Annotated in this window: 16 protein-coding genes; 11 read left to right on the forward strand and 5 right to left on the reverse strand. The window is 70.8% G+C overall.

Annotation, left to right across the window (positions count from 1 at the left end):
* The first annotated feature begins 37 nt into the window (after nucleotides 1-37).
* Nucleotides 38-784 carry a LysR family substrate-binding domain-containing protein gene (locus tag KUA19_RS38305; protein ID WP_308167885.1) on the forward strand — a complete coding sequence of 249 codons (747 nt, stop codon included), beginning with the start codon at nucleotides 38-40 and terminating at the stop codon, nucleotides 782-784.
* Here KUA19_RS38305 and KUA19_RS38310 read toward each other — a convergent pair.
* Together KUA19_RS38310 and KUA19_RS38315 are read right to left on the reverse strand one after the other, a co-directional pair.
* Entirely contained in the window at nucleotides 716-1,711 is a 996-nt protein-coding gene (locus tag KUA19_RS38310) for a radical SAM protein (RefSeq protein WP_217404229.1), read from the reverse strand. The two genes, KUA19_RS38305 and KUA19_RS38310, sit on opposite strands and share 69 nt — an antisense overlap.
* Nucleotides 1,712-1,834: 123 nt before the next feature.
* Nucleotides 1,835-2,299: a MarR family winged helix-turn-helix transcriptional regulator gene (locus KUA19_RS38315; protein WP_254550782.1), complete on the reverse strand. Its 465-nt coding sequence runs from the start codon at nucleotides 2,297-2,299 to the stop codon at nucleotides 1,835-1,837.
* Between the two features lie 102 nt (nucleotides 2,300-2,401).
* Here KUA19_RS38315 and KUA19_RS38320 point away from each other — a divergent pair, with 102 nt between their 5' ends.
* Nucleotides 2,402-2,857: an SgcJ/EcaC family oxidoreductase gene (locus KUA19_RS38320; protein ID WP_217404231.1), complete on the forward strand. Its 456-nt coding sequence runs from the start codon at nucleotides 2,402-2,404 to the stop codon at nucleotides 2,855-2,857.
* A 12-nt stretch (nucleotides 2,858-2,869) separates the two neighbouring features.
* On the opposite strand, the gene KUA19_RS44825 is transcribed toward KUA19_RS38320, so the two are convergent.
* On the reverse strand, nucleotides 2,870-4,126 hold the full coding sequence (locus KUA19_RS44825) for a vanadium-dependent haloperoxidase (RefSeq protein WP_217404234.1): 1,257 nt from the start codon (nucleotides 4,124-4,126) through the stop codon (nucleotides 2,870-2,872).
* Nucleotides 4,127-4,318: 192 nt separating this feature from the next.
* Here KUA19_RS44825 and KUA19_RS38330 point away from each other — a divergent pair, with 192 nt between their 5' ends.
* A complete protein-coding gene (locus KUA19_RS38330; RefSeq protein WP_217404236.1) occupies nucleotides 4,319-4,771 on the forward strand; it encodes a hypothetical protein in 453 nt (150 codons plus the stop codon).
* 11 nt (nucleotides 4,772-4,782) lie between these two features.
* On the opposite strand, the gene KUA19_RS38335 is transcribed toward KUA19_RS38330, so the two are convergent.
* Complete coding sequence (locus KUA19_RS38335; protein WP_217404238.1) at nucleotides 4,783-5,727, reverse strand: HAAS signaling domain-containing protein; 945 nt, start codon at nucleotides 5,725-5,727, stop codon at nucleotides 4,783-4,785.
* Nucleotides 5,717-6,067, reverse strand: a complete 351-nt coding sequence (locus KUA19_RS38340) for a PadR family transcriptional regulator (RefSeq protein ID WP_217404240.1) — start codon at nucleotides 6,065-6,067, stop codon at nucleotides 5,717-5,719. The genes KUA19_RS38335 and KUA19_RS38340 overlap by 11 nt, the downstream gene beginning before the upstream one ends.
* Before the next feature lie 448 nt (nucleotides 6,068-6,515).
* Between KUA19_RS38340 and urtA the strand changes: the two genes are divergently transcribed.
* The 8 genes from urtA to KUA19_RS38380 all read left to right on the forward strand — a co-directional run bounded on the left by urtA (nucleotide 6,516) and on the right by KUA19_RS38380 (nucleotide 13,709).
* Nucleotides 6,516-7,760, forward strand: a complete 1,245-nt coding sequence (urtA, locus tag KUA19_RS38345; RefSeq protein ID WP_217404242.1) for an urea ABC transporter substrate-binding protein — start codon at nucleotides 6,516-6,518, stop codon at nucleotides 7,758-7,760.
* A 76-nt stretch (nucleotides 7,761-7,836) separates the two neighbouring features.
* Nucleotides 7,837-8,736 carry an urea ABC transporter permease subunit UrtB gene (urtB, locus tag KUA19_RS38350; RefSeq protein WP_217404244.1) on the forward strand — a complete coding sequence of 300 codons (900 nt, stop codon included), beginning with the start codon at nucleotides 7,837-7,839 and terminating at the stop codon, nucleotides 8,734-8,736.
* Entirely contained in the window at nucleotides 8,733-9,860 is a 1,128-nt protein-coding gene (urtC, locus tag KUA19_RS38355; protein ID WP_217404246.1) for an urea ABC transporter permease subunit UrtC, read from the forward strand. The genes urtB and urtC overlap by 4 nt, the downstream gene beginning before the upstream one ends.
* A gap of 37 nt (nucleotides 9,861-9,897) precedes the next feature.
* Entirely contained in the window at nucleotides 9,898-10,644 is a 747-nt protein-coding gene (urtD, locus tag KUA19_RS38360; RefSeq protein WP_217404248.1) for an urea ABC transporter ATP-binding protein UrtD, read from the forward strand.
* Nucleotides 10,644-11,333 carry an urea ABC transporter ATP-binding subunit UrtE gene (urtE, locus tag KUA19_RS38365; protein WP_217404250.1) on the forward strand — a complete coding sequence of 230 codons (690 nt, stop codon included), beginning with the start codon at nucleotides 10,644-10,646 and terminating at the stop codon, nucleotides 11,331-11,333. Before urtD ends, urtE begins: the two co-directional genes overlap by 1 nt.
* A 15-nt stretch (nucleotides 11,334-11,348) precedes the next feature.
* A complete protein-coding gene (locus tag KUA19_RS38370; RefSeq protein WP_217404252.1) occupies nucleotides 11,349-11,651 on the forward strand; it encodes an urease subunit gamma in 303 nt (100 codons plus the stop codon).
* On the forward strand, nucleotides 11,648-11,953 hold the full coding sequence (locus KUA19_RS38375) for an urease subunit beta (protein ID WP_217404254.1): 306 nt from the start codon (nucleotides 11,648-11,650) through the stop codon (nucleotides 11,951-11,953). The genes KUA19_RS38370 and KUA19_RS38375 overlap by 4 nt, the downstream gene beginning before the upstream one ends.
* 52 nt (nucleotides 11,954-12,005) lie before the next feature.
* Nucleotides 12,006-13,709, forward strand: a complete 1,704-nt coding sequence (locus KUA19_RS38380; protein ID WP_217404256.1) for an urease subunit alpha — start codon at nucleotides 12,006-12,008, stop codon at nucleotides 13,707-13,709.

The raw sequence follows: 13,709 nt of genomic DNA on the forward strand, positions 1-13,709 counted from the left end.
GCCGGTACCTGGCCGGTCGACCCCGCCGGAGGCAACCGTGTCCGACACCGAGGATCGCCCGACGTTCCGCCTGCTCGTGGTACCCGGCGTCACCGTGGACAAGTGGGCACGCATGTGGTCCGAGCGCCTGCCCGACGTCGAACTGGAACAGGTGCCCGTCGAGGCGGCCGAGGCGGCCGCGCGGCTCACCCAGGCCGACGCCGGGCTCGTCCGGCTGCCTGTCGACCAGGACGCCTTCCACGCGATCCCGCTGTACACCGAGACCACGGTCGTGGTGTTCCCGATCGAGCACCTGCTCGCCGCGGCCGAAGAGGTCACGTTGGCCGACCTCGCCGACGAGACCCTGACCCAGCCCCTGGACGACGTCCTGACCTGGACGGATCCGTCGGCCGTGACGGTCACCACCGAGCGGCCCGACACCACGGCCGAGGCCGTGGAACTGGTGGCCGCGAGCGTGGGCGTCCTGGTCGTCCCGCAGTCACTGGCCCGCGCCTACCATCGCCGCGACCTGACCTACCGGGTCGTCACCGACGCCCCGACCTCGTCGGTCGGGCTCGCCTGGCGGCGTGACGCCGACAACGCGCTGGTCGAGGAGATGATCGGCATCGTGCGCGGCCGGACCGCCAACAGCACCCGCGGCCGCGCGCAGACGCCGCCCGCCGAGCCCCGCGCGAGGGTGCAGGCCGAGGACGGCGCAGGCCGCCGTACGCCCAAGTCAGGGCAGTCGACCGCCCGCCGGAACGGACCGAAGCAGCAGCCCCCGGCCAAGCGGCGCACCCGCTGACGTCACCGCGGTCGGGTCACCGCCGGTCAGCGCGGCGCGTACGGCGTCGCACTTGCGGGCCAGGCTGACGCCCCTGACGTCGACCACGGCCGCACCCCGGCACGTCCCGAGTTCGCCGTACGGTCCCAGCCGCAGTCCGTGGTGGTCGCGGCACGGGTGGGGACGGGCCGGTGCGGCGACGAGCCCGAACCGGACGGGACTGCCCGGCAGCCGGTAGTAGGTGCACTCGCGGTCGCCGATGACGTCGGCCCCGGCCTCGGGCAGGGGCTGCCCGAACTCGGCCGCCAGCACCGCCAGCGCCTGCTCGGCCGACACGGCCCGCGTCCGCGCCGCCTCGGCGTCGAACCCGGGCAGGTCGGTCGACAGCTCGACGAACCGTGGCGTCAGCCTGCCGCCGAAGCCCGCCGCCCAGGCGACCACGTCGGCGATCTCGTCCAGGTTCTCCCGCAGCAGCAGCGTGTTGACCTCGACGGCGCCGAACGCCTCGACCGAGTCCCGCACCGCGCGCAGGACCGTGTCGAGAACGTCCTGGCCGGTCAGGTCGATGGTGCGCTCACGCTGCAGCGAGTCCAGGTCGATGTCGACCCGCGTCAGTCCCGCGTCGACCAGGCGTGGCAGCAGCACCGGCAGGCGTAGTCCGTTGGTGGTCAGGGCCTGCTCGACGTAGCCGAGCTCGCGAGCGTGGGCCAGGTAGCGGAGCAGCCCCGGGCGCAGGGTCGGCTCGCCGCCGCGATAGTGGACGCGCTCCACCCCGTACCGGTGCGCGGCCGCGAGGGTCTCCAGGATGTCGGCGTCGCCGAGCGGAGCACGCGGTGGATGCCCGTACGGGTCGGCGTACCCGCCGCGCAGGTTGCCGACCGGGGCCAGTTGGACCCGTAGCTGAAATTCTTTGCCCAGGCTCTCGTCGCCCGTCGGTAGTGGGGACATCGCGCCTTCACCATCCCTGTGCGCGGTGACGTGCCGATCGTCCGGCGCTGGACGACGCGTCGTGATGCGGTAAGCATCCATGATCACATCGAAGATTCGCAATGGGGCTCGTTGCTCGACGACTCAGCCCTGGCGGCGCCGCGCGGTCTCGGCACGCACTTCGCGGGTGGCGGTCATGAGCGCGTCGGCGGCGCGGCCGAAGTAGTCGAACAGCACTTCGAGCTGGTCGGGCCCATAGCCGGCGAAGATCTCGCCAAGGTGTTGGCGGGCCGGTCCGACGATGGTGCCCGCGTCCAGTTTGGGCAGCGGTTCGACGACGACCCGGCGTCGGTCGGCGGGATCGGCGACGCGGCGTACGTGTCCGGCGCGCTCCAGCCGGTCGATGAGTCGAGTGGTGGCCCCCGTCGTCAGGCCGGTGCGTTCGGCCAGCTCGCCGGAGGTGAGGCTGCCCGCGAGGTTGAGCACGCTGAGCGCGGCCCAGTCGGTGGGGTGCAGGTCGGCGGCGTCGGCGGCGGCCTGGGCGTGCGCGGTCATGGCGTCGAGGTAGCGGCGGAAGGTCTCGTGGGCGTGCGCGGGCAACCGGGACATGGCGACGCGGACTCCGATCCGCTAGTATCTGCATACGCGCAGATATTGCATTCGTGCAACATCTGCATTGACGTAGCCATACTAGTGTGCCCGGGAGAGAACGTGACCAGCACCGATCGCACCACCGACCGAGCCGCCATCACCGGCGTCCTCGACATGATCAGTCGAGCCTGGGACGCCGCCGACGCCGACGCGTTCGGTCGCGCGTTCACCGAGGACGCCTCGTACGTCACCTTCGTCGGCACCGAGTACCACGGCCGCGCCGACATCACCGAGAGCCACCGGGCGCTGTTCCGCGCGTTCACCAAGGGCACCCGGCTCACCGGCGAGATCACCAGCCTGCGGTTCCTCGGGCCGGACACCGCGGTCGTCGTCGGCCGCGGCGACACCTACAAGGGGCGCCCGCCGTCGAAACCCACGAAGATCCAGACCTTCGTCCTGGTACGGCAACCCGACGGCTGGCGGGTCGCCGCCTTCCACAACACCCGCCGCCGCGGGCTGATGGAGGCGATGCAGTTCCGCTTCGCCCCCGCCACCCGCCCGCTGGCGGCCCGCTGACCAGCTCCGTCGTCAGTCCACGGGCTGGAACCAGTGGTGCCTGGCGTACTTGGCGACCTTGGCTCCGATGTTGGCGCCCGCGACGTCGGCGGTGCGGAAATGGATGCCACCCCAGACGCGGGCCCCGACGAGCTCCTTGCGGGCCTGCGTGAAGGTGCTGAAGCTGCGGGTCGTCCCGGTCACCGGGCTCTGCCCGGAGAACGCCACCTTGTCGGTGCCGAAGAAGTCGTGCAGCGAGTGCGTCCAGGCCGAGATGTTGCAGGAGTGACCCGACGAGTGCTCGTACCACGGCGGGGTGTCCAGCAGCGGGGTCCAGTTCGGATCGGCGGCCGTGTCGGGGTTGCCGTCGGTGTCGGCCTCGCGGACGGCGGTGATCGGCCGCCAGGACGTCCAGTGCGCCTTGTCGCTGTGGCAGGCGATCACCGCGTCGGCGGTGGCCAGCGCGACCTTGGCGAACAGGCGCGCGCTGTCGTCGGCGGACAGGCCGTGACCGGTGGCCAGTGAGCGCAGCATCGCCTCCTGCGGCACCGCGGCCCACCACTTCGCGGCGTCGGTCTGGTCGGCGGTGCGAGTCGTGCTGGTCCGCGAGCCGACCGACTTGACCTCGTCGAAGTCCTCCGTGTAGTCGTCGCTGGTGAGCGGGTTCGGCCCGGCGGAGCGCAGCGCCGTCACGTCGGGCACCAGGAACGGCTTGACCTTCGCGGCCCAGGGTGCGGGATCCAGCAGGAAGCTGGGCGGCGTCGGCCGCCACTGACCCGGCGCGGTGCCGATCACGACCTGCGTCGGCGCGCCGCGTCCGTCCCCGGTACGAGCCGCGATCATCGCCGCGGCGGCCTGCTCCCCGTCGGCGATCCCGCCCAGCTCGGCGGGCCCGTCCGGGATCGCGGCCAGCGCCGCGTCGTACTTGGGCTGCAGGACGCCCACCTGCCCCGGGAACAGGTGCGCCAACATCCGGTACGCTGCCGTCGCCGCCGCCGCGGCGATCGAGTCGCCCGAACTGGAGTCGACCTGCAGCAGGTACGGCTGATGGGTGCGGGTGATGCCGTTGACGGCGTCGTAGACCGCCCCGTGCACCATCGCCCGGTTGATCAGCGCCACGTGCGGCACGAACGGCCCGGAGGCGAGGATCGTCTGTTCGGTGACGAGGTTCCAGTCGATCACGGCGTTGCCCGCGGCGGCGCGCTGCGGCGGCTCGGCTGCCACGGCCGGGTCCGCACCCCGGCCGACCGGGACCACCAGCAGGGATGCCAGGGCGGCAGCCGCCGTCACACAAGGCCATCGCGACATCTCGGTCCTCCGGACCACTCAGAGGTAACGCCGCTCGACAGCCGCGCACACGGAGAGTAACCACTCGGCCAGGCGCTCACCATCAGCCGCGCCGAAGAGCTGCGTCGATCAGCGAGCCGGTGCCGGTGGCAACGGGACTGCGGCTCATCGGCTGGTGCCATACGATCGGCGGCCATGGACCGCATCGTGATCAAGCCGCGCATTCAGATCACTTGCCTGGTGATCGTTTTCGGGGTGTTCGGTGTACTGGGCATCGGCTACTTCACCAACCTGCACGTGGTGGCCGAGCGCAACTGGTTCGGCCTGGCCCTGGGGTGCGTCTGCACGGTCGGCGGCCTGCTCGGGATCTGGAGGTCGCTATGGCTCGGGGTGGTGATCGACGCCAAGGGAGTGTGCGTGCGCAACCTCGACAGCCGCGACGACATCACTCCATGGCAGGACGTCCTGTCGATCGAGTGCGCACAGATGGACGCGCGCGCCGGACTGCCGATCTACGGTCCGGTCCTGCTCGTGGGTGACCCGGCGACGGCTCTTCCCATCAGGCCGCTTGGCACGTACTCACGGCAGGACGCGGAGCGCAGGACCGCCCAACTGCGCAGCCTCAAGGATGGCGCCGCGCCGAACTGACGGCACGACGTTCAGCCCGCGACGGCGGAGACGGATCCGCGGGGCCTACGCAGCCGGCGGAGCTGCCGGAACACCTCGATCAGCGACCACAGGGCCGACACCACCAGCGCGAGCTTCATGAACTCGTCGGTCGGCCGGGCCACGAAGATCGGCCCGGCGAGCACACACCACGCCATGACCACAGCGGACAGTGCCGTCAGCCCCAATGAGATCCGCCGGGTCACCGACTCCCAGCGCCCACGCACCGCCAGAACGACCAGCAGCGCGATCTGGGCCAGCATGAGCGCGAGCAGGATCGGGCCGCGCACGCGCAGGAAGTCGGCGTCGTAGACGAAAGCGTCGAGGGCGGACTGCGCCGCGCGGCCGCCGGACAGTTGGTCAAGCACGCGCGGGAACCAGATCAGCAGCGCGGTGCCGACCAGTGCGAAGAACCCCCCGGTGAGGTTCGCGGCGCGGTTGACCCGGTCACTCGACGGCGGTCGGGGCTGCCAGGTGAGCCGCCGGGCCCAGTGGCGGCGCGCCCAGGCGGTGCCCGCGAAGGCGACGCCGACCGCGCCGGGCCACCACAGCGCCGCCAGCCCCGCGCCCAGCCACCAGTCGCGGATCGCGAGCAGCGCGTCGTCGTAGGGCACCGGCGGCCACAGCACTTCGATCAGGCCCGCCACCCAGATGACGGCGACGCCGATGACGGAGGTCTTCACCACCCGCCGGGTGTCGACCGGATCGATGAGCGGTCGCGCGGGCCGGTAGCGCAGCGCGACCTCGTTGGGGTGGCCGAACGCGTTGAGCAGCTCGCGGGCCAGCCCGTCGCGGTCGGCGCCGGGTCCGGCGGCGCGCTCGGCCAACTCGTCGCGCAGCAGGGTGCGCAGTTCGGCGGCGACGTCGTCGCGCTGGCGGCGCGGCAGCTGCACGACGACGTCGGACACGTAGCTGTCGATCAGTTCGTCAGCGTTCATCGGTCTTCGAGCCCTTCAGCAGATCGGCCATGGTGTCGTTGAGGGTGCGATAGGTCTCGGTCAGGCGCTGGTAGAGCTTGCGGCCTTCGGGGCTGAGCGCGTAGTAGCGGCGGGGCGGGCCCTCGCTGGTGCGCCACTGGCTGGTCAGCAGGCCCTGGGTCTCCAGACGGCGCAGCAGGGGGTAGAGGGTGCCCTCCTCGATCTGCATGCCGGCCACGGCCAGGGACTGACGCAGCTCGTAGCCGTAACGGAAGTCGTCGAGCTGGGACAGGACGGCGAGCACCACCACCCCGCGGCGCAGCTCCAGTTCGAGCTTCTCGTACACGTCACCCAAAGCCATGTGCCACACAGTACTGTGCGGCGTACAGTAAGGCAACGTCTTGACAGCGCGGACCCGCGGCAAGATACTTCATGCGTGAAGGATTCGGCCCGATAGGGGCCGGGCCCCGCTATTTCGCCAGCGTTCTCGCATCCATCATCCGGACCGCGATTGAGCGCTGGCTATTGCTGTTTTTGCAGCTCAATGACCATGCACATTGGTCAGTACACAGCGTATTAAGAATGCCGAAACAGTCGTGTAACGACACTCGCGGACGCTATGCGTGCCCGGCATTCAAGTGGCCGCCCGGCAGCCGACACAACCGGCTGGGGCCGCCGCTGCGCGCTGCCGTCGCACCGCAACGCCTCTACCACCGCGGGAACGGCCCAAGCCGACGACGTCTCCCCCACCGCGGTTTCGTCCTTGCCTCAACGACTCGTGTTCCGCTGACGCTGGGAGATTTCCGAAGATGTTCAGGTTCCATGGCCGCCGCCTGGCGGCGTGCAGTGCCATCCTGGCCGCCGCGCTGGCGTTCAGCGCCTGCGGCAGCAAGACCGGCGAGACCGGCACCACCAGCGGCGTCACCGCCGACACCTCGGGCGACACCGTCAAGGTCGGCCTGCTCAACTCGCTGTCGGGCACCATGGCCATCAGCGAGGTAACCGTCCGCGACTCGATCAACCTCGCCATCGAGGAGATCAACGCCGCCGGCGGCGTGCTCGGCAAGAAGCTGCAGCCCATCAGCGAGGACGGCGCCTCCGACTGGCCGACCTTCGCCGAGAAGGCCAAGAAGCTCATCAAGGAGGACCGGGTCGCCGCGGTCTTCGGCTGCTGGACCTCGGCCAGCCGCAAGGCGGTCAAGCCCGTCTTCGAGGAGAACAAGGCGCTGCTGTTCTACCCGGTGCAGTACGAGGGCCTGGAGCAGTCGCCGTACATCTTCTACACCGGCGCCACCACCAACCAGCAGATCGTGCCCGGCCTGGACTACCTCAAGGCGCAGGGCAAGAAGTCGGTCTACCTGGTCGGCAGCGACTACGTCTTCCCGCGTACCGCCAACAAGATCATCAAGGCGTACGCGGCGGCCAACGGCATGACCGTGCTCGGCGAGGACTACGCCCCGCTCGGCTCCACCGAGTTCGGCACCATCGTCAACAAGGTCAAGTCGGCCAAGGCCGACGCGGTGTTCAACACCCTCAACGGCGACAGCAACGTGGCCTTCTTCAAGGAGTACAAGTCCGCGGGCCTGACCGCCGCGACCATGCCGGTCGTCTCGGTGTCCATCGCCGAGGAGGAGGTCAAGAGCATCGGCACGCAGTACCTCGCGGGCCAGCTCACGGCGTGGAACTACTACCAGACCACCACCGGCGCCGCCAACGACAAGTTCGTCAAGGCGTACAAGGCCAAGTACGGCGCGGACAAGCCCACCTCCGACCCGATGGAGGCCGCATACGTCTCGGTCTACCTGTGGAAGGCGATGGTCGAGAAGGCCCAGTCCTTCGACGTGGAGAAGGTCAAGGCCGCCTCCGACGGCATCACCTTCGACGCCCCTGAGGGCACGGTCACCATCGACGGCGCCACGCAGCACATCTCCAAGACCGCCCGCATCGGCAAGATCGGCGACGACGGCCTGATCACCGAGGTGTGGAACTCCGGCTCGCCGGTCAAGCCCGACCCGTACCTCAAGGGATACCCCTGGGCCAGCGGCCTGTCCTGACCCTCACCACCCCGGCCGGTGGAGCGGAGCCCCAGCCGCTCCACCGGCCCTCACCCACGACGAGGGGCGAACCCCGATGACCGTGATCCTCGGCCAGCTGTTCACCGGCATCAGCATCGGCGCGGTGCTGCTGCTCATCGCGCTCGGCCTGGCCCTGACGTTCGGGCAGATGAACGTCATCAACATGGCGCACGGCGAGTTCATCATGGCCGGCGCCTACACCACGTACGTGCTCCAGCAGGTGCTCACCGACGCCGGGATGTCACTGCTGGTGGCGATCCCGGTCGCGTTCGTGGTCGCGGGCCTGCTCGGCGTGCTGCTGGAGGTGCTGCTGATCCGGCGGCTCTACCTGCGGCCGCTGGACACCCTGCTGGTCACCTGGGGCGTGTCACTGATGCTGCAGCAGCTGGCCCGGGACATCTTCGGCGCGCCCAACGTGCAGACCCGCGCGCCGGACCTGCTCACCGGCAGCACCACGCTGCTGCGTACCGCCGACGGCGACGTGTCGATCGCCAACAGCCGCCTGTTCATCCTGACCCTGGCCGTGCTGGCGGTCGCCGCGCTCACCGCCGTGCTCAAGTGGACGCCGCTGGGCCGTCGCATCCGGGCCGTGGTGCAGAACCGCGACCTGGCCGCCGTCTCCGGCATCGCCAACGGCCGTATCGACCGGCTCACCTTCTTCATCGGCTCCGGCCTGGCCGGGGTGGCCGGGGTGGCACTGACGCTGCTCGGCCCGATCGGCCCGACCATGGGCACCAACATCATCATCGACGCGTTCCTGGTGGTCGTCGTCGGCGGCATCGGGCAGATCAAGGGGAGCGTGATCGTGGCCTTCGTCCTCGGCATGCTGCAGTCCACCGTGGAATACCTGACCACCCTCTCGGTCGCCAAGGTGATCGTGTTCGTGGCGATCGTGGCGTTCCTGCAGTGGCGCCCGCAGGGCATGTTCACGCTGCGGACCCGGAGCCTGGCATGAGCGCCCTCGAGAGCGCGCGCTGGTCGCCGAGCGGCCGGACCCGCGCGATCGCCGGATTCGCCGCGGGGGCGGTGCTGCTGTTCGCGCTGGCCCCGGCCGTGCTGACCGACTTCCGGCTCAGCCTGCTGGCCAAGTACCTGTGCTTCGCCATCGTCGCCGTCGGCGTCGGCCTGGCCTGGGGGCGCGGCGGCCTGCTCACCCTCGGCCAGGGCGTCTTCTTCGGCCTGGGCGGCTACGCGATGGCGATGCACCTCAAGCTCGCCGACGCGGGTCCAGGCAACATGCCCGACTTCATGCAGCTGTACGGCCAGCTCGACGAACTGCCCGCCTGGTGGCGCCCGTTCGAGAACCCCGTCTTCGCGCTGGCCGCCACGATGCTGCTGCCGATGCTGGTCGCCTTCGGCCTCGGCTCGCTGGTGTTCCGGCGCCGGGTGCGCGGCGCCTACTTCGCCATCCTGAGCCAGGCCCTGGCCGCCGCGATGGTCATCCTGCTGATCGGTCAGCAGGGCACCACCGGCGGCACCAACGGCCTCACCGACATCAAGGGCTTCTTCGGGTACGCCCTCGACGACCCGGTCAACCAGCGCACCGTGTACTTCATCATCGCGGCCGTGCTGCTGGCGCTGCTGTGGCTGGCCCGGCAACTGATGCACAGCCGCTACGGCGAACTGCTGGTCGCCGTGCGCGACGCCGAGGAGCGGGTGCGTTTCCTCGGCTACAACCCCGCCAACGTCAAGCTCGTCGCGTACGTCGTCGCCGCTGGGATGGCGGGCCTGGCCGGGGCGCTGTTCGTGCCCGCGGTCGGCATCATCTCCCCCGCGCTGATCGGCATCGTGCCCTCGATCGAGCTGGTCATCGGGGTGGCCGTCGGCGGTCGGGCCACCCTGCTCGGGCCGGTCGTCGGCGCGGTCGCGGTGGCGTGGGCGAAGACCGCGCTTTCAGAGCGGTTCCCCGGCACCTGGACGTACGCGCAGGGCCTGATGTTCGTGCTGGTCGTGGCGTTCCTGCCGGGCGGCCTGGCGGCCCTGTGGGGACTGGTCCGCCGCCGTGGCGAGCAGCCGCCCGCCGCACCGTCACCGGTCGCGGCCCAGCCGCAGCCGACTCCGAGCGAGGTGGCCGCATGAGCCGCAGTCAGCGCGACTTTCAGCGAGAGGTGGCGGCATGAGCACCGGGGGCGGGCTGCGGATCCGCGATCTGCGGGTGGTGTTCGACGGGTTCGTCGCCGTCGACGGCGTCGACCTGGACGTGGCGCCGGGCGACCTGCGCTTCCTGATCGGACCGAACGGGGCGGGCAAGACCACCCTGGTCGACGCGGTGACCGGGCTGGTCAAGTCGTCCGGGTCGGCCCGGTTCGGCGAGCACGAACTGCTCGGGCGCGACGTGCACCGCATCGTACGGCTCGGGGTCGGGCGCACGTTCCAGACCGCGGCGGTGTTCGAGGAGCTGACCGTACTGCAGAACCTCGACATCGCGGCGGGCGCCGGGCGGGGGCCGTGGACGATGCTGCGGCGGCGCCGAGGCATACCCGATGATGTCGCGAAAGCGCTGGAGACCATCGGATTGGCCGACCGGCGCGACGCGCTGGCGGGCACCCTGGCGCACGGGCAGAAGCAGTGGCTGGAGATCGGGATGCTGCTGGTGCAGGACGCCAAGCTGCTACTGCTCGACGAGCCGGTCGCGGGCATGAGCCACGAGGAGCGGGAGGCCACCGGCGCGCTGCTGGAGGCGGTCAGCGGCGAGCGGACCGTGGTCGTGATCGAACACGACATGGACTTCCTGCGCCGCTGGGCCCGCACCGTCACCGTGCTGCACGCCGGGAAGGTGCTCAGCGAGGGCACGGTCGCGCAGGTGCAGGCGGACCCGCGCGTGCAGGAGGTCTATCTCGGACACGCGGCGAAGGAGGCCTGATGCTGCGCATCGAAGCGATCACTGCCGGGTACGGCCGCAGCATCGTGCTGCGCGACGTCGACGTGACCGTCGCCGACAGCACCGTGACGGCCGTGCTCGGCCACAACGGGGCGGGCAAGAGCACGCTGCTGCGGGCCGCGATCGGGCTGATCAAGCCGCGTTCGGGCATGGTGCTGCTGGCCGGGGAGGACGTCACCAGGCTCGCCCCGCACCAGCGGGTCGACCGGGGCATGGCGTACGTCCCGCAGGGTCAGCAGTGCTTCCCGCACCTGACGGCGGCGGAGAACCTGCAGTTGGTCGCCGACGGCAGGCGCGGCGGCAAGGAGGCGCTGGCCGAGTCGCTGGACCTGTTTCCGGCACTGACCGGGCTGCTGCGGCGCCGGGCGGGACTGCTGTCGGGCGGGCAGCGGCAGCAGCTGGCGATCGCGCGAGCGCTGATCACGCGACCGAAGCTGCTGCTGCTGGACGAGCCGACCGAGGGCATCCAGCCCAACGTGGTGGCCGAGATCGAGCAGGCGATCCTGGCGCTGGCGGCGGGCGGGTTGTCGGTGCTGCTGGTCGAGCAGCATCTGGGGTTCGCGCTGCGCGCGGCGCACCGCTACCACGTACTCGAATCGGGCAGAGTGACCTCAACGGGTGGGGGTGGCAGCGGCGCCGAACCCGCCGTCCGTGCCGCCCTGTCCGTGTGAACCGAAGGACGGTCCATGTTCCTCACCCAGCATGAGCAGGAACGGCTGCTCATCCACGTGGCCGCCGACGTCGCCGAGCGGCGTCGCGCCCGTGGGCTGCTGCTCAACTACCCGGAGTCCGTCGCGATCATCACCCGCTTCCTGCTGGAGGGCGCCCGCGACGGGTGCACGGTGGTCGAGCTGATGGAGACGGGCGCGCAGGTGCTCACCCGAGACGACGTCCTGCCGGGCGTCCCCGAGATGCTGAAGGAGGTGCAGGTGGAGGCGACGTTCCCGGACGGCACCAAGTTGGTGACGGTGCACCACCCGATCCGGTGATCCCCGGCGAGGTGCTGCACGGGCAGGGCGGGGTCGAGCTCAACGCCGACCGCCCGGTGACCGTGCTGCTGGTGACCAACACGGCCGACCGGCCGGTGCAGGTCGGCTCGCACTACCACTTCGCCGAGGCCAACCCGGGCCTGTCGTTCGACCGGCAGGCGGCGTGGGGCCAGCGGTTGGCCGTGCCCGCCGGGACCGCGGTGCGGTTCGAGCCGGGGGTATCGCGAGAGGTCGAGCTGGTGCCGCTGGCCGGCGCCCGGATCGTGCCCGGCCTGCGCGGCGAGTGCGGAGGAGAGCTGTGAACGGCGACATGCGACCCGGTGAGCACCGCGGTCACCGACGGATGGGAGCGCTGTGAGCGTCGTCAGTCGCGAGCGCTACGCCGCGCTCTACGGCCCCACCACCGGCGACCGGATCCGGCTGGCCGACACCAACCTCCTGATCGAGGTCGAGGCCGACCACTGCGCGGGCGGCGATGAGGTCGTCTTCGGCGGCGGCAAGGTGATCCGCGAGTCGATGGGCCAGTCCCGGGCCACCCGCGCCCAGGGCGCCCTGGACACCGTCATCACCGGCGCGGTGGTGCTGGACCACTGGGGCATCGTCAAGGCCGACATCGGCATCCGTGACGGCCGGATCGTCGCCATCGGCAAGGCGGGCAACCCCGACACCATGCCAGGCGTGCACCCGGAGCTGGTCATCGGCCCGGCCACCGAGGTCATCGCGGGCAACGGGAAGATCCTCACCGCGGGCGCGGTCGACACGCACGTGCACTTCATCTGCCCACAACTGGTGGCCGAGGCCCTGGCGGGCGGGGTGACCACACTGGTCGGCGGGGGCACCGGACCGGCCGAGGGCACCAAGGCCACCACCGTCACCGCCAACGCCTGGCACCTGGCCCGCATGCACGAGGCCCTGGACACGTTCCCGGTGAACGTGCTGCTGCTGGGCAAGGGCAACACCGTCTCCGAGGAGGCGATGTGGGAGCAGTTGCGGGCCGGGGCGGGCGGGTTCAAGCTGCACGAGGACTGGGGCACCACCCCGGCGGCGATCGACGCGTGCCTACGGGTGGCCGACGCGTCCGGGGTGCAGGTGTCGATCCACACCGACACGCTGAACGAGGCCGGGTTCGTGCAGGACACCCTGGCGGCGATCAACGGGCGGGCGATCCACTCGTACCACACCGAGGGGGCCGGGGGCGGGCACGCGCCCGACATCATCACGGTGGCGAGCCTGCCCCATGTGCTGCCGTCGTCGACCAACCCGACCCGGCCGTACACTCGCAACACCCTGGCCGAGCACCTGGACATGCTGATGGTGTGCCACCACCTGAACGCGGCGGTGCCCGAGGATCTGGCGTTCGCGGAGAGCCGGATCCGGCCGTCCACGATGGCCGCCGAGGACCTGCTGCACGACCTCGGCGCGATCTCGATCATCGGGTCGGACTCGCAGGCGATGGGCCGCATCGGCGAGGTCGTCATGCGGACCTGGCAGACCGCGCACGTGATGAAGGCCCGGGTCGGGGCGCTGCCCGGCGACGGCGCCGCCGACAATGCCCGCGCCAAGCGGTACGTCGCGAAGTACACCATCTGCGCGGCGATGGCCAACGGGCTGGAGGCCGAGATCGGGTCGGTGGAGCCGGGCAAGCTGGCCGACCTGGTGCTGTGGGACCCGGCGTTCTTCGGCGTACGGCCGCACGCCGTCATCAAGGGCGGCCTGATCGCGTGGGCGCAGATGGGCGACGCCAACGCGTCCATCCCCACCCCGCAGCCGATCCTGCCCCGCCCCATGTTCGGCGCGTACGGCGTGGCCGCCGCCAAGACCAGCGTCGCGTTCGTCGCCCCGGCGGCGATCGAGGCCGGGCTGGAGCTGGACATCCGGCGCCGCATGGTGCCGGTTGGGGACGTGCGCTCACGTACCAAGGCCGACCTGCCGCACAACGGCGCCATGCCGCACATCACCGTCGACGCGGACACGTTCACCGTCCGGGTCGACGGGCAGGTGGTCGAGCCCGACCCGCCCACCGAACTGCCCATGGCCCAGCGGTACTTCCTGTTCTGA

This window comes from Catellatospora tritici, from assembly GCF_019083965.1.
In the GTDB taxonomy this organism is placed as follows: domain Bacteria; phylum Actinomycetota; class Actinomycetes; order Mycobacteriales; family Micromonosporaceae; genus Catellatospora; species Catellatospora tritici.